The following is a 17204-nucleotide window of genomic DNA, read 5'->3' on the forward strand; positions in this document are numbered from 1 at the left end:
ATCGGCCGGAGCGCCGGACCGGACGGCCGTCAGCCCCTGGCCGTCACCTTGCCGAGTTCCTCCAGCAGATCGCGCATCAGCGGTGCCATGTCGGTCTCCTCCGCCGCCGTGATCCACCGCTCGAAGCCGACCCTGAACACGGCCACCCCGGCCTCCGCCGCCAGAGTCGCGGTCGGCTCCGGCACGCCGCGGTCCCGGAGGGCGTCCGCGAGGGCGCTCGCGAGCGAGGCGAGCTTGATCAGCTCGCGTTCCTGGAGCTCCGGGTGGGCGGCCACCACCGACTGTCGGCGCCGGACCTGTTCGCGACGCCCGGCGAACATCGCCGAGGCCGCGTCGAGTCCGGCGCCGAGTACGTCGACCAGCGGCGCCGACGGCGGGGCCGTCGCGACGGCGGTCACGATCAGCTCCTGGAGCGGGGAGCCCTCGAAGAGGACCTCGCGCTTGTCGGCGTAGTGCCGGAAGAACGTGCGTTCGGTGAGGCCCGCCTGCCGGGCGATCTGCGCCACGGTCGTCTGCTCGTACCCCTGCTCGCTGTAGAGCTGCAACGCCGCTTCCGCCAGGCGCTTGCGCGCGTTCGGCTCCCATCTGCCCATGGCGGAATCCTACGCGATGACAGTGACTGCCATCAGTGCTAGGGTCGATGTCAGTCGCTGTCATCAACAGTCAGGGGTTCCCCATGCGTGTTTTCGTGACCGGCGCGTCCGGCTGGCTCGGCTCCGCCGTCGTTCCCGAACTTCTCGACGCCGGCCATCAGGTGGTCGGGCTCGCCCGGTCGGAGGCCTCCGCTGCCGCGCTCACCACGGCGGGGGCGGACGTGGTGCGCGGCACCGTCGACGACCTGGATGTCCTGCGCGACGCCGCCGCCTCGTCGGACGGGGTGATCCACCTCGCCTTCAAGCACGACATCGCCTTCAGCGGTGATTTCCGCGCGGCCGCCGAGGCGGACCGCCGTGCCGTGGACGCGTTCGGCGAGGTGCTGGCCGGTTCCGGCCGGCCCTTCGTGCTCGCCTCTGGCCTGCTCGGCATCGCCCCCGGGCGGACGGCCACCGAGCAGGACATGCCCGCGATCGACGACTCGGCGTTCTCGCTGCGCCACGCCACCGCCCTGGCAGCACTGCAACTGGCCTCGCGCGGTGTGCGCTCCTCCGTGGTGCGGCTCGCCCCCACCTGTCACGGCGAGGGGGACAAGGGGTTCATGGCGGCGCTGATCGGCATCGCCCGGGAGCGGGGTGTCTCCGGGTACGTCGGCGACGGCGCCAACCGCTGGCCCGCCGCGCACCGGCTCGACGTCGGACAGCTGTTCCGGCTGGCCGTGGAGAAGGCTCCGGCCGGCTCGGTACTGCACGGAGCGGGCGAGGAGGGCGTCGCGATCCGGGACGTCGCCGAGGTGATCGGCCGCCACCTGGGGCTGCCGGTCGTCTCCGTGGCGCCCGCCGACGCGGCCGGGCACTTCGGCTGGCTCGACGGCATCGTCGACCTGGACGGCCCGGCCTCCAGCGCGGCCACCCGTGAGCTGCTGGACTGGCGTCCGTCACACCCGGGCCTGGTGGAGGACCTGGACAAGGGCCACTACTTCGGCCCGGCCGCCTGACCGACGGGGCTGAACCGGCGCCCGGCGCCCGCGCGTGTCCGCGTCCGATGTCCGGCGCCGGCCCCGTCGCTCGTCCCTGCGAGCGACGCGGCGAAGCGGAGGCCGACCTCAGCCCTGGTTCCGGTCGGTCGTCCCTGCCACGGGGGACACTTGCCCTGCCGCCAATGCGGTGTCCGGGGTGCCCTGGGAGGTGACCACCTTCGAGGGGCGGTCGCCCCGGTCCAGGATGCCGCCGGTGACGGCCAGGGCGAGGCCGGCCAGGGCGAGCGCGGCGCCGACCAGGTTGGGGGCGGCCCAGCCCCAGCCCGCCGAGATGACGAGGCCGCCGAGCCAGGCGCCGGCCGCGTTGGCCAGGTTGAACGCGGAGTGGTTGGAGGCCGCCGCCATCGTGGGGGCGTCCTTCGCGTTGATCATCAGGAGCATCTGGACGGGCGTGGTGATGAGCGCGCCCATCGCGCCGATGAAGGTGACCGTCACCAGGGCCGGGACCGTGCTGTGCACAGTGAAGTAGAAGGTGACCAGCGCGGCCGCCAGCAGCACGATCCCGGCGTAGAGCGTCGGGCGCAGAGCGCGGTCGGTGAGGGGGCCGGCCGCCAGGGTGCCGACGGTCATGCCGACGCCGTAGAGGGCGAGGACCAGGGTGGTGGAGGCGTCGGAGATGCCGGTCAGGTGGGTCAGCATCGGAACGAGGTAGCTGTAGACGGCGAAGAAGCCACCGAAGCCGACGACAGCGGTGGCCAGTCCGATGAAGACCTGCCGGTTACCCATCGCCCGCAGCTCCTGGCGGATGCCCGCCTGCGGGCCGCGCGGCTGGTGGGGCACGAGAAGGGCGAGCGCGGCGAGTGCGACCAGGCCGATGACGGCGACCGCGCAGTAGGCGTACCGCCAGCCCAGATGCTGGCCGAGGGCCGTACCCGCGGGGACGCCGACGATGTTCGCGACGGTCAGGCCCAGGAAGACCCGGGAGACGGCGCGTGCGGCACGGTCCGGGGCCACCAGCCTGGAGGCGACGACCGCACCCACGCCGAACAGTGCGCCGTGCGGCAGTCCGGCCAGGAAGCGGGCGGCGAAGAGCAGGCCGTAGTCCGGTGCGAGCGCGGACGCCGTGTTGCCGACCACGAACACCCCGGTCAGCAGGAGCAGCAGCCGCTTGTGGGGCACGCGCGCGCCGATGCCGGTCAGTACGGGGGCGCCCACGACAACGCCGAGAGCGTAGGCCGACACGAGGTTGCCGGCGTGCGGCACCGACACTCCGACGCCGTCCGCGATCTGAGGCAGCAGCCCCATGGTGGCGAACTCGGTGGTGCCGATGCCGAACGTGACGACGGCGAGGGCCAGCAGAGCCAAGGGCATGGTGAGCGGGGGCCTTTCGAGGACGATGGTCCGGGGACGGGGGACGAGGACGCGCTCCGAGGGGCTTTCCCCCCTCCAGGGCCGACCGCACCGAGCACCCTTGCCCAGCACCCCCCGAGAACGTTGCAGCGGGATGTCGCGGGCGCGCATTCCCGGATCGCCGCTCACAACGCGGTGACGTGTGTCACCCCGGACAGGACGGAACCGACCGCCCACGACCGGCCGCGAACGCCACCGTCCCCCGGTAACGGCCCGCATGGGCGTTACCGGGGGACGGTGTGTCGCTGATCAGGTTCTCGCTGTCGCCCGGCAGAGGCGGGCGGCCGCCTTAACCCTCCACGAAGGCGAGGATGTCGGCGTTGAGGACCTCGGGGTGCGTCGACAGCATGCCGTGGGGGTAGCCCTCGTAGCTCTTGAGCGTGCCGTTCTTGAGCAGCTCAACGGACTTCGGGCCCGAGTCGGCGTACGGCACGACCTGGTCGTCCGTCCCGTGCATCACGAGGACGGGGACGTCGATCTTCTTCAGGTCCTCGGTGAAGTCGGTCTCCGAGAAGGCCTTGATGCATTCGTAGTGGGCGTTCGTCGCGCCCATCATGCCCTGCCACCACCACCGGTCGATGAGTCCCTGGGACACCTCGGCGCCGGGCCGGTTGAAGCCGTAGAAAGGTCCTGCCGGGACATCGATGAAGAACTGGGCCCGGTTGGCGGCGACCGCCGCACGGAACCCGTCGAAGACCTCGATCGGGGTGCCTTCGGGGTTGCTGTCCTTCTTCACCATGACCGGGGGGACGGCCGCGACGAGTACCGCCTTGGCGACCCGGCCGGGCTTGGCCTGCGCCACGTAGCGCGCGACCTCGCCGCCGCCGGTGGAGTGCCCGATGTGCACCGCTCCCTGGAGGTCCAGGGCGTCGGTCAGCACGTTGACGTCGGCGACGTAGGTGTCCATGTCGTGGCCGGTCGCGGGCTGGCTGGAGCGCCCGTGCCCGCGGCGGTCGTGGGCGATGACGCGGTAGCCCTTGGAGAGGAAGAACAGCAGCTGGGAGTCCCAGTCGTCCGAGCTGAGCGGCCAGCCGTGGTGGAAGACGATCGGCTGGGCGTCCCGCGGGCCCCAGTCCTTGTAGAAGATGACGGTGCCGTCCGGCGTGGTGACTGTGCTCATTACTGGTTCCTCTACTTGTTCGGATGTTCGGTTGTGCGTCGACCCGCTGTCGGGCCTGTGCGAGAACGTTCTCGCCCGTCAGACGGCTCTCGGGTGGCCCCCGCACGAGCCGCCTCGAGCTTCACTCGGTTGCTTCGACGGCCTGGAGGATGATGTCCACAACCTCGTCGGGGTGAGAGAGCATGACCATGTGCGAGGCGTCGATCTCGACGAAGTCGATTCCGGCACGGCGATAACCGAAGCGTTCCACCTCGGGATTGATGGTGGTGTCGGAGCTGGAGACGACCGCCCACGCGGGCTTGGTCCTCCAGGCCGCGGCGGTTGCCTTCTCGGCGAACGCCAGACCCGCCAGGGGGCGCTGTGACGACGCCAGCACGGCGGCGAGATCCGGGTCCACGTCGGCGGCCACGACCTCGGGGAACTTCTCCACGTCGACGGTGACGTCGGGGTTCTTCTCGTCGTAGTCCGCCAGTGGCGACGGCGTGAAGACAAGAGCGGCGCCCAGCTTCGAGTCGGGGAAGCCGCCCTGGAGTTCGCCCAGGCTCTCGCCCTCCTCCAGCGCGTACCCCGAAAGGTACACCAGGGCCTTCACGTTCTCCTCGGTCCCGGCCATCGTGATCACGGCACCGCCGTAGGAGTGGCCGACGAGCACCACCGGGCCACCGACGTTGCGCACGACGGACGCCACGTATGCGGCGTCGCCCAGCAGGCTGCGGTTGGGCACACCAGGAGCGACGACCTTGAACCCCCGCTTCAGCAACCGGGTGGTGACGGGGGCGTAGGAGGAGGCGTCGGCGAACGCTCCATGGACGAGAACGATGGTCGGTCGGGTCATGGTGAGGTCCTCGGCTGGGCTACGGGCGGTGAGCCCCTTTCATCAATTCGAAAATACGGACTCATGTCGCGGCGTCTTGCCTCTGAGTGCACGACGACTGACACGAGAGCGCTCGCGCGGCATGCGCGAAACCGTCGCGTCATCGACCGTAGCCGCAATCGCCGCGGTCAGCGCGGTGGGCGTCAAGGGGCCGTGCCGTCCGTGGTCCCGCCGACTGCCGACCTCGTAGCCCTCCCTGGCCCGCAGGTCCAGGGAGGCGGGCCCAGTGCCGAGTGCCAGATGCCGGAGGCGGGTGCGCAGGTCCGACCCGCCCTGGAGCGCGTACTCGCGACCGACCCGTGCCAGGGACAGCAATCGCCTGCTCGCGGCCTTCCACAGGGCCGCCGGGGCGCACCTCACCGGTGTTCACCGCTCAGGCGGCACGGCCACTGATCCCCCGTCATTCCGCGCGCCGGGACGGCCTCACGGCCAGTGGACGCTGAATCCGACTCCGCTGCGGCTCAGGCATCGATCAGGAACCGCCCCCTGCCCCGGTCGCCGCTGACCGCGCCACAACCCGCCCGCTTCCACCCGCTGTTCGTGACGAGCCCGCGTCCTGAACTTCTGTATCCCCGCCGCCCGCAAGAAGCCCGACCACCTGACCGTGGACCGCTACGACACCGGCTCCCCCACCCCGCTCCCGGCCGTCGGCACCCTCCACCCCTGCGTACTCACGCCGGGCCAGTGACTGACCGCAGCGGGCACCGTTCTCCGGCGCGCCGGCGCGGAGTTCACCGGTCGCCCCTGACGCACCGCCCCGTATGCGGAGGAGGCCGCCGTCCTGCCCGGTCCGGCCCACCCCAGGGGGAGCGGACCTGCCCCGCCAGAAAAGGACCACCGCCCCCGCAGCAGAGCTGCCAGCATGGGCGCATGATGACAACATCACACGGCCGTCCCGTCCCCGGGACGGTGATGGCCCGATGAGAGCGGTCCGGTTCCATCGCTACGGCGGGATCGAGGTGCTGCGGGTCGAGGAGGTGGCGCGGCCGACGCCGGGCCCCGGGCAGGTACTGGTCGAGGTCCGGGCCGCCGGGATCCAGCCCGGTGAGGTGATGATCCGCGAGGGGGCCCGGCACAAGCGATGGCCGGCGGCGTTTCCCTCCGGGCAGGGGAGCGATCTGGCCGGTGTCGTGGTCGAGGCCGGTCCCGAGGTACGTGGTTTCGCGGTGGGGGACGAGGTTCTCGGCTTCACCCACAACCGGGCGAGCCATGCGGAACTCGTCGTGGTGGAGGACGTGAACCTGGTCTCCCGCCCGAAGGGGCTCGCCTGGGACGTGGCGGGGTCGCTGTACGTGGCCGGGACCACCGCCTACGCCACGGTGTTCGCGGTGGACCCCCAGCCGGGCGAGACCCTCGTGGTGTCCGGCGCGGCCGGCGGGGTCGGGTCGCTCGCCGTACAGCTCGCGCGGCGGCGCGGCGCCACCGTCATCGGGCTGGCGAGCGAGCGGAACCACGCCTGGCTCGCGGACCACGGAATCGTGCCGGTCGCCTACGGGGCGGGCGCGGCCGAGCGGGTCCGGCAGGCCGCGGGCGGGAGCGTCGACGCGTTCATCGACACCTTCGGGGACGGCTATGTGGAGATGGCCGTGGAACTCGGGGTCCGGCCGGAGCGGATCAACACCATCCGCGACTGGTCGGCGGCGGGCGAAGTGGGCGCGCGGACCTACGGGGAGGGCTCGGCGGCGTGCGCGGTCGTACTCGGCGAGCTCGCCCGGCTCGCCGCACGCGGGGAACTGGACGTGCCGATCGCCGGTACCTATCCGCTGGAACGCGTGCAGGACGCGTTCCGTGACCTCGAAGGGCGGCATGTCCAAGGCAAGATAGTCCTCAGGCCGTAGCGATCGGCACGGCGCCGGAAGCGGCGGTGAACTGCGCATTCACCCGGCGGCAGCGGGCGTCACGGCGCAGCGGTCGGGCGGCTCGGGGCATGCTGGACCCATGATGGTGCTCGCCGTGGTCTTCGCCGCCCTGGGTGCCGTCAGCAATGCGGCGGGCACCGCCTTCCAGCGCAAGGCCGCGTCCACCCTGCCGGGCCGCACCGGACTGCGCCTGTTGCTCGCGCTGGCACGGCGGCCCGCCTGGGCCATCGGGATCGCCGGAGTCACGGGAGCGGCGGTCTTCCAGGCACTCGCCCTGCTCAACGGCCCGATGGCGCTGGTGCAGCCCCTGTTCATGCTGGAGCTGCCGTTCGCCCTGCTGATCGCCATGCCGTTGCTGCACCGCCGGCCGAATCCGGCGGGATGGTGGGCGATCGCGGGCGTGGTGGCCGGTCTCGCCCTGCTGCTGGCCTCGGCGGCGCCGCACGGCGGCCGGCAGCAGGCCTCGATGACGCGCTGGATCCCGGTCCTCGCCTTCACCCTGGGCGCCATCGCGGTCACCGTGCTGCTCGTACGGTCCTCCTCGTCGGCGTTGTTCCGCGCGGCGGCCCTGGCCACGGGCGCCGCGATCGGCAACGCGCTGGCCGCCGCGTTCATGAAGTCGGCCACCGACCGCCTCGCCGACGCGGGCCTGCTCGCCTTCCTCACCACCTGGCAGACCTACGGCTGTGCGCTCACCGGGATCGCGGCCCTGATGTTCCTGGAGAACGCGCTGCAGGCCGGTCCGCTGGTCGCCTCCCAGCCGGCACTGACGATCGGCGACGCGGCGGTGAGTCTGACGCTGGGCGTCATCCTGTTCGACGAGTCGGTCCGTACCGGCTGGTGGCTGCTGCCCGAGGCGATCGGGGCCACTCTGATCCTGTGGAGCGTGGTCCGGTTGACCCGGGTCGTACCGCGCCTCAAGGACGTCACGGGGTGAGGCCGTCCCAAGGCCGATACCGTCCGGTTTCCAGCAGTTCAGTGGGTGTTACAAGGACCCGCCGAGCGCCGGTCCCGGGGGTGGTGAGATGATCACGGGGTGGGGTGGAAGAACTCGTTCGGCGCCGGACGCGCCGACCCGACACGCCGTGATCCGGCGTCCCTGATCACCGAGTAGCCCTTCCACTCCCCCGAGAGGGGAACAAGAGTGTCCGTGTTTCAGCGCATCCTGGTAGCCGTCGATCCCAGCCCCGCCCGCCGCTCCGCCGTACGACTGGCCGGTGAGCTGGCGCAGTTGACCAACGCCGAGGTCCGCGTCGTACACGTCATCGCGTCCGCCGTCTCCGTGGCCGCGATCGTCCCGCTGGAGGACGACACCGAGGCGAAGGCCGTTCTGGACGAGGCGCTGGCGGGTCTGCGCGAGCAGGGCATCAAGGCCGAGGGGACGCTTGTCCGGGGGCTCACGACGCAGGTCGCGGACGCGATCTCGGAAACTGCGACGGAGTTCGGCGCCGATCTCATCGTGCTGAGCCCGCACCACCGCGGCGCTGTCGAGGCGCTGTTCGACCCGCGGGTCAGCGACGCCGTCGCACACCACACCAACACGCCGGTCCTGCTCGCCCCGGAGGGCGACACCAAGGCCTGACCGACAGGTCATCGCCGCCGGGCCCGCCGAGCCGGGCCTCCCGTCCGCGGCGGGCCCGGCGGTGTGCTATCGCCGCCGCCAGGGCAGTGCTCCCTGTTCGCCGCCGTCGGCGTCCATCCGCTGGAGGGCGGCGTTGATCGCCTCGCCGATCACGGCGAACTGGGTCACCTGCTCGGGGGTGAGTGCGTCGAAGACGGCGCGGCGGACCGCCTCGACGTGGCCCGGGGCCTCGCGCTCCAGGAGGCCCAGGCCGGCCGGGGTCAGGACGGCCAGCTGGTGGCGGCGGCTCGCGGGATCCTCGCGCCGGTCGACATAACCGGCCTCCTGGAGGCGGGTCACGGCGTGGGTGAGGCGACTTCGGGTGATCTTCAGGCGTTCGGCCAGCTCGGACATGGTCAGACTGTGGTTGCCGGCCGAGGAGAGATGGGCGAGCAGGGTGTAGTCCGCGTGGGTCATCCCCGCGTCGCGCCGCAGCTGGCGGTTGAGATGGTCGGACAGGTGCGTGGAGAACTGGACGTAGGCGAGCCACGCCCGCCGTTCCTCGGGGTTCAGCCAGCGTGGCGTCGTAGTCATGCGCGCACCCTAACGACACACGTTTGAACTTTCAAACCCCGGCGCCCGTCCGCTTGCCCTTCCAGGAGCGGCCGTGGCCGACGCGGCCGGTACGGGGCGCGCCGCCGCCGACGTGCGAGCGCCGGGCGTGACGGTGACGGAGACCGCGGATCGCACGGACGCACTTGCGGTCGGTCCGGCCGCCGTACGCCACAACCGGCCGCGGGGCCCCTCGTACACCCCGGACGAGCCGCGGGCGGGAGCCGCGCGGCCCCCGCCCGCACCCCCCCGTCCGGCCGTCGGCGCCCCCCGCTACGACAGGGGCAGCACCTTGCGGTAGGTGAACACCGCGATCACCGCGACGGCGACATGCATCAGCAGCAGCGCACCGACGCCGATCGCACCCCCGGCGCCGAAAAGCAGGATGTCGGGGACGAACGACACCACCACGACCGCGGGCACCAGCCAGCGCGTCAGCGCCTGGGGGTCCTGCGACAGCTTGCGCACGAGGGTCCAGCCCAGGGCGCCGATCACGATCCCGACCGCCGTCAGGAAGATGTACGACCCGGCCTTCAGCGGCTGGAAGTCGTCCGGCGCCCCGGCGGCGAGGGCGATCAGAGAGATCACCGTGTCGGCGATCGAGGCCACCACGATCGCGGCCAGGACAGCTCCCACCACGAAGAGCGGACCACGGCGGACGGCGACCGGATCAGAGGTAACGGACACGACAACTCCAGAGGGGGACGACTGCACGGACACTCGGGACGCGAGTGTTTGAAGGATCAAACAGATGTCAGTGTCGTCCGACCCATTTGAGGTTTCAAGCTTTGGATCCTGTCAGTCACCTACCAAGTGCCGGGCTCTCACGCGCCGACGTACTCCGCGAGGTGCTCGGCGGTGAGGGTGGCACGGGAGGCGACGAGGTCGGCCGGGGTGCCCTCGAAGACGATCCGGCCGCCGTCGTGGCCGGCGCCGGGGCCGAGGTCGATGATCCAGTCGGCGTGGGCCATGACCGCCTGGTGGTGCTCGACGACGATGACCGACTTGCCGGAGTCGACCAGTCGGTCCAGCAGACCGAGCAGTTGCTCGACGTCGGCGAGGTGCAGGCCCGCGGTCGGCTCGTCGAGGACGTAGACACCGCCCTTGTCGGCCATGTGCGTGGCCAGCTTGAGGCGCTGGCGCTCGCCGCCGGACAGGGTGGTGAGCGGCTGCCCGATGGTGAGGTAGCCGAGGCCGACGTCCTTGAGCCGCTGGAGGATGCGATGGGCCGCCGGCGTGTGCGCCTCGCCCGCGGCGAAGAACTCCTCGGCCTCGGTCACCGGCATCGCCAGCACCTCGCTGATGTCACGGCCGCCGAGGCGGTAGCCGAGGACCGACGCCTCGAACCGCTTCCCGTCGCACTCCTCGCAGGTGGTGGCGACACCCGCCATCATCGCCAGGTCGGTGTAGATCACGCCGGCGCCGTTGCAGGTGGGGCAGGCGCCTTCGGAGTTGGAGCTGAACAGGGTGGGCTTGACGCCGTTCTGCTTGGCGAAGGCCTTGCGGATCGGGTCGAGCAGTCCGGTGTACGTCGCCGGGTTGCTGCGCCGGGAGCCGCGGATGGCGCCCTGGTCCACGGAGACCACCCCGGCGCCGGCCGGGATCGAGCCGTGCACCAGGGAGCTCTTGCCGGAGCCCGCGACACCGGTCACGACGGCCAGGACGCCGAGCGGGATGTCGACGTCGACACCCCGCAGGTTGTGGGTGGACGCGCCGCGGATCTCCAGCGTGCCGGTGGGCTTGCGGAGGGTGTCCTTGAGGGCGGCCCGGTCGCCGAAGTGGCGGCCGGTGATGGTGCCGCCGGTGCGCAGGCCCTCGACGGTGCCCTGGAAGCAGACCTCGCCGCCGGCCGCCCCGGCGCCGGGGCCCAGGTCGACGACGTGGTCGGCGATGGCGATGACCTCCGGCTTGTGCTCCACGACGAGCACGGTGTTGCCCTTGTCGCGCAGCCGCAGCAGCAGGCCGTTCATCCGCTGGATGTCGTGCGGGTGCAGGCCCGTGGTGGGCTCGTCGAAGACGTAGGTGACGTCGGTGAGCGAGGAGCCGAGGTGGCGGATCATCTTGGTGCGCTGCGCCTCGCCGCCGGACAGGGTGCCGGCCGGCCGGTTGAGCGAGAGATAGCCGAGGCCGATCTCCACGAACGAGTCAAGAGTGTGCGCGAGCGTGGTGAGAAGCGGGGCGACCGAGGGTTCGTCGAGGCCCTTGACCCAGGCCGCCAGGTCGCTGATCTGCATCGCGCAGGCGTCGGCGATGCTGATCCCGTCGATCTTCGAGGAGCGGGCACCCTCGCTCAGCCGGGTGCCGTCGCAGTCGGGGCAGGCGGCGAAGGTGACCGCACGCTCCACGAACTCGCGGATGTGCGGCTGCATCGACTCCTTGTCCTTGGAGAGCATCGACTTCTGGATGCGCGGGATCAGACCTTCGTAGGTCATGTTGATGCCCGCGATCTTCATCCGGGTCGGCTCCCGGTGCAGGAAGTCCCGCAGCTCCTTCTCGGTGAACTTGCTGATCGGTTTGTCCGGGTCGAAGAAGCCGGACTCGATGTAGAGGCGGGAGTTCCAGCCCCCGCCCTTGTAGCCGGGGACGGTGATCGCGCCCTCGTTGAGGGACAGGGTCTCGTCGTAGAGCTGGGAGAGGTCGAGGTCGGTGACGGCGCCGCGGCCCTCGCAGCGCGGGCACATGCCGCCGGTGATGCTGAAGCTGCGGCGCTCCTTCACCTTCTGGCCCGCGCGTTCGACGGTGACGGCGCCCGCCCCGCTGATCGAGGCGATGTTGAAGGAGAACGCCTTGGGCGAGCCGATGTACGGCTTGCCGAGGCGGCTGAAGAGGATGCGCAGCATGGCGTCGGCGTCGGTGGCGGTGCCGACGGTGGAGCGCGGGTCGCCGCCCATCCGGTGCTGGTCGACGATGATCGCGGTGGTCAGTCCGTCGAGGACGTCGACATCGGGGCGGGCCAGGTTGGGCATGAAGCCCTGGACGAAGGCGGGGTAGGTCTCGTTGATCAGCCGCTGCGACTCGGCGGCGATGGTGTCGAACACCAGCGAGCTCTTGCCCGAGCCGGAGACTCCGGTGAAGACCGTCAGCCGACGCTTCGGGATCTCGATGCTCACGTCCTTGAGGTTGTTCTCCCGTGCGCCGTGCACGCGAATCAGGCCATGGCTGTCTGCCACGTGCGGCGTGTGCGTCGTCGTCCCGGTCTCTTCGGCCATGTTCAAACCCGTCTCCGTCTGCTGCGCGGGGTCCGCGTCGATCGCCGCCACGCTAGCCGGGGAGGAGGAGTGACGCTTCTCCATTCCTGACCGGTCTGGCCGCCGGCCTGCTCCCGCGCGCTCGGCTACGAAGATTTTGCGTTCTCGCGGGACGCCCATGAACAGGCCCCCACCTGCGCCGAGTCCGCTATGTCCGCCGGGAGGCCCCGCAGGTAACGGTGAGTTCACCCGGCTCCCCTTCCTCGGCAGTCTACGCGCGTGGTGTCATGCTCACGCTCACCCACCCCCCACGTGAGCGTCTACTCGACTAGGAGTCACGCACATGCTGTCGAAGCTTCTCGTTCGCGCGGGTGTCGCCCTGGCTGCCGGCACGGCCGTGGTCGCCACCGCGGTCCCCGCGAACGCCGCGAGCTACTCCGCGTTCGCCTTCTCGCTCAGCAGCAGCGAGCCCACGATCTACGACTTCATCAACTCGGCCACCAGCTCGCTCGACATGACGATGTACGAGCTGGAGGACACCACGGCCGTCAACGACCTCATAGCCCTGGAGAACAAGGGCGTCACCGTACGGGTCGTCCTGGACCAGGCGCACAAGAGCGCCAACAGCTCCGCCTACACCTCCCTCACCAACGCGGGGGTGGGCGTGGCGTGGTCGCCGTCCAGCTTCGTCTACACGCACCAGAAGACCATCACGGTCGACGGCACCAAGTCGCTGGTCCTGACGGGCAACCTGACCTCCCAGTACTATGCGACCGGCCGGGACTACGGCGTCTTCACCGACGACACCCGGGACGTCGCGGCGATCGAGAAGGTCTTCAACGCCGACTACGCCGGCACCTCGATCACCCCCACCGACGGCGACCACCTGCTCTGGTCCCCCACCGACTCGCGCAGCCGCCTGCTGACCGTGATCAACGCCGCCACCAAGACGCTCGACGTCGAGGAACTGGAGTTCAGCGACAGCACGGTGGTCAACGCCATCGTCGCCCGGGCCAAGGCGGGCGTGAAGGTGCGGGTCGTCCTGGAGACACCGGGCAACTACTCCAGCGAGGTCTCCGCGGTCGAGGCCGCCGGCGGCACGGTCGTGGGCTACTCCGACCCCAACGGCTTCTACATCCACGCCAAGGCCATGGTCGCCGACTACGGGCTGTCCACCCAGGAGGTGGAGGCCGGCTCCATGAACATCAGCAGCAACTCCCTCTCCAACAACCGTGAGCTGGGCATCATCCTCACGGGCACGGGGGTCGCGCAGTCGGTGGCCACGACCGTCGAGACCACCTTCAACAGCGACTACTCGGGCGGCACCGCGGCGTAGCGGTCCGCGTCCACCGACCCCGCCCCGGCCGCGCTTCGGTACGGCCGGGGCGGGGGTTTCCCGTCGTCGCGCCGGCGCGTGTCTTTGAAGGCCGGCGGTCATCTCTTCCCGGAATGGCAGCTGGTGCGGGCAGGGGCGTGGTGTCCTGAGTGGTCGTGGACGCCATCATCACCAGTGTTGTCGCCGTTGTGGGAACACTCGCGGGAGCTCTGCTGACGCATCTCTTCCAGATCAGGGCCACCGAGCGGGCTGACCGAGCTGATCGCTCCGCCCGTCTCCGGCAGGATCGGCTGGAGGCATGCAGCACGTTCGCCGCCGCGGCGACCAGACTGCGCCGTGCCGCGAACGACCGCTGGTTTCGCCGTCAGGAGAGCCCCGACGGACACGAGCCGTTCGAGATCGCCGACGAGTTCTACGGCATCCGAACGGCGGCTTGGGAGGCCTGCTACCGGCTGAGAATGGTCACCGCCGACGCAGAGCTCGATCAACTCGCCGGAGCCGTGATCAACGAGGCTTCGGCCGTACTCGCGGCCCGCGAGCACGCCGATGTGCGTGCGCGCAGGGACCGCGCCAGCGCGTTGATCGAGGACTTCGTCGCACGGGCTGGTGTCCTGCTGGGGGCGCTGGAGCGCTAGCCCTGAGCCCGGCACGACGCGGCACGACGCGACGCGACGGCCACTGTCGGCTCTGATCGGTTGTGCCCGTCACGTAACCGAACACGCGCGTGAAGTACGTGGTGAAGACCGGATGCGACGACGCCCATGTGACCGCGCAGGAAGTCGGGACGAACCGGCAGGAGGCGGAAGCCCTCGCCGGCTTCGGAGTCAGGTGCGAGGAGAACTCCGCGGCGACGGGCGAGTTGCTCCGTCGTCTCCGGACTGTGCGTCAGGGCCCGTTCGGCATCGGGAACGGGTGGTTGGGCGGGGCGCGGCCTTATCCGCCCCGGAGCGAGCGGGTCACCCACCGCCCGGGCCGACCACTTCGCGTGCGGGTCCCGACGACGCCGTCGTCACCCGGCTGCGGCTGGTCGGCGGGTGGCTGGGCATCATCCGCACCGATCCGCGGCTGCCCGTCCGGCACCTGCGCGCCGCCCGGCCCAGGAGGCGGAGACGACGGTCCACCGCGTCGCGGCCGAGACCGAGGCCCCAACCCGCCTGATGGCCGCGGCCCTGCCGGAGACCACGCCCCGGTGACCCGGCCGCGCGGCGGCCCGTTGCCGCGCGGCTGCGCGGAATCCCTGGTCAGCCGAGATCAGCGGGCGATCTATGCTGCTTGGGGCAGGAGGTTCGCCGGATCGCCGCAGGAGAGGCTACCCGTGTACGGCGACACTCCCTGTCCGGTATCCGCACCGTGTCCGTCTCTCCCGAGGAACCCCGTTGAACTTCTGGTCGATCTATGAGCATGGCTTCGCGCGCATCGCCTCGTGCACGGGCCACACCGTCATCGCCGACCCGCGCGCCAACGCCGAGGCGGTCCTGCGGCAGGCCCGTCGCTGCGCCGAGGAGGGCGTCGCGGTGGCGGTCTTCCCGGAACTCGGCCTGACCGGTTACTCGATCGAGGACCTGCTGCTCCAGGACGCGGTGCTCGACCAGGTGGTGGAGGCCGTGGCGACGGTGGCGGCCGGCTCGGCCGGGCTGCTGCCGGTCCTCGTCGTCGGCGCGCCGCTGCGGCACCGCAACCGGGTCTACAACTGCGCGGTGGTGGTGCACCGCGGCCGGATCCTGGGGGTCGTGCCCAAGTCGTACCCGCCGAACTACCGGGAGTTCTACGAGCGCCGCCAGATCGCCGCGGGCGACGACGAGCGGGGCGGCACCATCCGGATCGGCGGCGAGAACGTGCCGTTCGGGGTGGACCTGCTGTTCGAGGCGGAAGACGTCCCCGGACTCGTGCTGCACGCCGAGATCTGCGAGGACATGTGGGTGCCGGTGCCGCCCAGCGCGGAGGCGGCACTGGCGGGCGCGACCGTGCTGGTCAACCTGTCGGGCAGCCCGATCACGGTCGGCCGGGCGGAGGACCGCAAGCTGCTGTGCCGCTCCGCGTCGCAGCGCTGTCTCGCCGCGTACGTCTACGCGGCGGCCGGGCTCGGCGAGTCGTCGACGGACCTGTCCTGGGACGGCCAGACCATGATCTACGAGAACGGCGCCCTGCTCGCCGAGACGGACCGGTTCCCGCTGGGCGACCAGTACGCGGTGGCCGACGTGGACCTGGACCTGCTGCGGCAGGAGCGGGCCCGGACGGGTTCGTTCGACGACAACCGCCGTACCCACGCGGCACGCACCGGCGGCTTCCGGACCGTCCCCTTCCGGCTCGACCCGCCGACGGCCGACCTCGGCCTGCGCCGCCGCGTCGAGCGCTTCCCCTTCGTCCCGGCCGACCCGCAGCGGCTCGCCCAGGACTGCTACGAGGCGTACAACATCCAGGTCGCCGCGCTCCAGCAGCGGCTGGCCGCGATCGGCGGGCCGAAGGTGGTCATCGGGGTGTCCGGCGGCCTCGACTCCACGCACGCGCTGATCGTCGCCGCCCGTGCCATGGACCGCGCGGGCCGCCCGCGCAGCGACATCCTGGCCTTCACCCTGCCGGGCTTCGCCACCGGCGAGCACACCAAGGGCAACGCGCACCGTCTGATGGACTCGCTCGGCGTGACCGCGGCGGAGCTGGACATCACGCCGACCGCGCGGCTGATGCTCCAGGAGATGGGCCACCCGTTCGCCGCCGGCGAGCCGGTCTACGACGTCACCTTCGAGAACGTCCAGGCCGGTCTGCGTACCGACTACCTGTTCCGGCTGGCCAACCAGCGCGGTGGCATCGTCCTCGGCACCGGAGACCTGTCGGAGCTGGCGCTGGGCTGGTCGACGTACGGCGTCGGCGACCAGATGAGCCACTACAACGTCAACTCCGGGGTGCCGAAGACGCTGATCCAGCACCTGATCCGCTGGGTCATCAGCAGCGAGCAGTTCGACGCGGAGACCGGCCGGACCCTTGCGGCGATCCTCGACACGGAGATCAGCCCGGAGCTGGTGCCGGGTGAGGAGTTGCAGTCCACCGAGTCCAAGATCGGCCCGTACGCGCTGCACGACTTCACCCTCTACCAGGTGCTGCGGCACGGGTTCCGGCCGTCGAAGATCGCCTTCCTGGCCTGGCACGCCTGGCACGACCGGGACGCGGGCGCCTGGCCGCCCGGTTTTCCCGAGGCCGAACGCAAGGCGTACGACCTGGCTGAGATCCGGCACTGGCTCGACTACTTCTGCCGCCGCTTCTTCGCCTTCGCCCAGTTCAAGCGCTCGGCGATGCCGAACGGGCCGAAGGTGTCGGCGGGCGGCTCGCTCTCCCCGCGCGGTGACTGGCGTGCTCCGTCGGACAGTTCGGCGCAGGCCTGGCTGCACGATCTGGCCCGCGTCCCGCAGTAGCCGCCTGGCCGCGCGCGTCCGGCCGGCCGTCAGTCGCCGGCTGGACGCATGACGGGGCAGGTGGTGGTCGCGCGGGCGATCGGCTTCCCGCACTCGTCCGGTACCTTGCCCTCGGCCGTGGCCGTGGCGGTGGCGATGGCGGGGCGGTGGCGCAGCCGACGTGGATGAGGTTTCCCTCGGCCGTTAGGGTCTGGCCTGGCTCAGCGGTTCGCGCAGCTCGGCGGCGGCCGCGTCCAGCGGTGCGGTGGTCCCTTCGGCAGGGCA

Annotated in this window: 14 protein-coding genes; 7 read left to right on the forward strand and 7 right to left on the reverse strand. The window is 71.1% G+C overall.

The features are described from left to right. Positions 1-29 precede the first annotated feature (29 nt). Positions 30-593 carry a helix-turn-helix domain-containing protein gene (locus AB0P24_RS22735; protein ID WP_365796724.1) on the reverse strand — a complete coding sequence of 188 codons (564 nt, stop codon included), beginning with the start codon at positions 591-593 and terminating at the stop codon, positions 30-32. An 83-nt stretch (positions 594-676) separates the two neighbouring features. Here AB0P24_RS22735 and AB0P24_RS22740 point away from each other — a divergent pair, with 83 nt between their 5' ends. Then, a complete protein-coding gene (locus AB0P24_RS22740) occupies positions 677-1591 on the forward strand; it encodes an SDR family oxidoreductase (RefSeq protein ID WP_365796726.1) in 915 nt (304 codons plus the stop codon). Between the two features lie 108 nt (positions 1592-1699). Here AB0P24_RS22740 and AB0P24_RS22745 read toward each other — a convergent pair whose 3' ends face one another. The 3 genes from AB0P24_RS22745 to AB0P24_RS22755 form a co-directional block, all read right to left on the reverse strand. After that, positions 1700-2944, reverse strand: coding sequence for an MFS transporter (locus tag AB0P24_RS22745; RefSeq protein WP_365796728.1), 1245 nt, complete (start codon positions 2942-2944; stop codon positions 1700-1702). A gap of 328 nt (positions 2945-3272) precedes the next feature. Further along, positions 3273-4103, reverse strand: coding sequence for an alpha/beta hydrolase (locus AB0P24_RS22750; protein WP_365796730.1), 831 nt, complete (start codon positions 4101-4103; stop codon positions 3273-3275). A gap of 121 nt (positions 4104-4224) precedes the next feature. Then, entirely contained in the window at positions 4225-4938 is a 714-nt protein-coding gene (locus AB0P24_RS22755) for an alpha/beta hydrolase (protein ID WP_365796732.1), read from the reverse strand. Positions 4939-5897: 959 nt separating this feature from the next. Between AB0P24_RS22755 and AB0P24_RS22760 the strand changes: the two genes are divergently transcribed. From AB0P24_RS22760 to AB0P24_RS22770, 3 genes are all read left to right on the forward strand, one after another. Then, positions 5898-6815: an NADP-dependent oxidoreductase gene (locus AB0P24_RS22760; protein WP_365796734.1), complete on the forward strand. Its 918-nt coding sequence runs from the start codon at positions 5898-5900 to the stop codon at positions 6813-6815. Between the two features lie 100 nt (positions 6816-6915). Then, positions 6916-7773 carry a DMT family transporter gene (locus tag AB0P24_RS22765; protein WP_365796736.1) on the forward strand — a complete coding sequence of 286 codons (858 nt, stop codon included), beginning with the start codon at positions 6916-6918 and terminating at the stop codon, positions 7771-7773. Positions 7774-7986: 213 nt separating this feature from the next. Continuing rightward, a complete protein-coding gene (locus tag AB0P24_RS22770) occupies positions 7987-8418 on the forward strand; it encodes a universal stress protein (RefSeq protein ID WP_365796830.1) in 432 nt (143 codons plus the stop codon). 66 nt (positions 8419-8484) lie between these two features. Here AB0P24_RS22770 and AB0P24_RS22775 read toward each other — a convergent pair whose 3' ends face one another. The 3 genes from AB0P24_RS22775 to AB0P24_RS22785 form a co-directional block, all read right to left on the reverse strand. Beyond that, positions 8485-8991 carry a MarR family winged helix-turn-helix transcriptional regulator gene (locus AB0P24_RS22775; protein WP_365796738.1) on the reverse strand — a complete coding sequence of 169 codons (507 nt, stop codon included), beginning with the start codon at positions 8989-8991 and terminating at the stop codon, positions 8485-8487. A 291-nt stretch (positions 8992-9282) separates the two neighbouring features. Beyond that, positions 9283-9696, reverse strand: a complete 414-nt coding sequence (locus tag AB0P24_RS22780; RefSeq protein ID WP_365796740.1) for a DUF6069 family protein — start codon at positions 9694-9696, stop codon at positions 9283-9285. A 137-nt stretch (positions 9697-9833) separates the two neighbouring features. Then, entirely contained in the window at positions 9834-12218 is a 2385-nt protein-coding gene (locus AB0P24_RS22785) for an excinuclease ABC subunit UvrA (RefSeq protein ID WP_365796742.1), read from the reverse strand. A 322-nt stretch (positions 12219-12540) separates the two neighbouring features. Between AB0P24_RS22785 and AB0P24_RS22790 the strand changes: the two genes are divergently transcribed. The 3 genes from AB0P24_RS22790 (at position 12541) to AB0P24_RS22800 (ending at position 16940) form a co-directional block, all read left to right on the forward strand. Then, positions 12541-13533: a phospholipase D-like domain-containing protein gene (locus AB0P24_RS22790; protein WP_365796744.1), complete on the forward strand. Its 993-nt coding sequence runs from the start codon at positions 12541-12543 to the stop codon at positions 13531-13533. A 155-nt stretch (positions 13534-13688) separates the two neighbouring features. Next, positions 13689-14168 (forward strand): hypothetical protein, encoded by a 480-nt coding sequence (locus AB0P24_RS22795; protein ID WP_365796746.1) that lies wholly within the window; start codon positions 13689-13691, stop codon positions 14166-14168. 741 nt (positions 14169-14909) lie between these two features. After that, entirely contained in the window at positions 14910-16940 is a 2031-nt protein-coding gene (locus AB0P24_RS22800) for an NAD(+) synthase (protein WP_365796748.1), read from the forward strand. Positions 16941-17204 lie beyond the last annotated feature (264 nt).

Source organism: Streptomyces sp. NPDC086519, assembly GCF_040686075.1.
Lineage (GTDB): Bacteria > Actinomycetota > Actinomycetes > Streptomycetales > Streptomycetaceae > Streptomyces > Streptomyces shenzhenensis.

Coding starts and splice junctions, on each gene's coding strand:
- AB0P24_RS22790 (WP_365796744.1), top strand. CDS start 12,541: ATGCTGTCGAAGCTTCTCGTTCGCGCGGGTGTCGCCCTGGCTGCCGGC.
- AB0P24_RS22750 (WP_365796730.1), bottom strand. CDS start 4,103: ATGAGCACAGTCACCACGCCGGACGGCACCGTCATCTTCTACAAGGAC.
- AB0P24_RS22765 (WP_365796736.1), top strand. CDS start 6,916: ATGATGGTGCTCGCCGTGGTCTTCGCCGCCCTGGGTGCCGTCAGCAAT.
- AB0P24_RS22775 (WP_365796738.1), bottom strand. CDS start 8,991: ATGACTACGACGCCACGCTGGCTGAACCCCGAGGAACGGCGGGCGTGG.
- AB0P24_RS22785 (WP_365796742.1), bottom strand. CDS start 12,218: ATGGCCGAAGAGACCGGGACGACGACGCACACGCCGCACGTGGCAGAC.
- AB0P24_RS22755 (WP_365796732.1), bottom strand. CDS start 4,938: ATGACCCGACCGACCATCGTTCTCGTCCATGGAGCGTTCGCCGACGCC.
- AB0P24_RS22745 (WP_365796728.1), bottom strand. CDS start 2,944: ATGCCCTTGGCTCTGCTGGCCCTCGCCGTCGTCACGTTCGGCATCGGC.
- AB0P24_RS22760 (WP_365796734.1), top strand. CDS start 5,898: ATGAGAGCGGTCCGGTTCCATCGCTACGGCGGGATCGAGGTGCTGCGG.
- AB0P24_RS22735 (WP_365796724.1), bottom strand. CDS start 593: ATGGGCAGATGGGAGCCGAACGCGCGCAAGCGCCTGGCGGAAGCGGCG.
- AB0P24_RS22740 (WP_365796726.1), top strand. CDS start 677: ATGCGTGTTTTCGTGACCGGCGCGTCCGGCTGGCTCGGCTCCGCCGTC.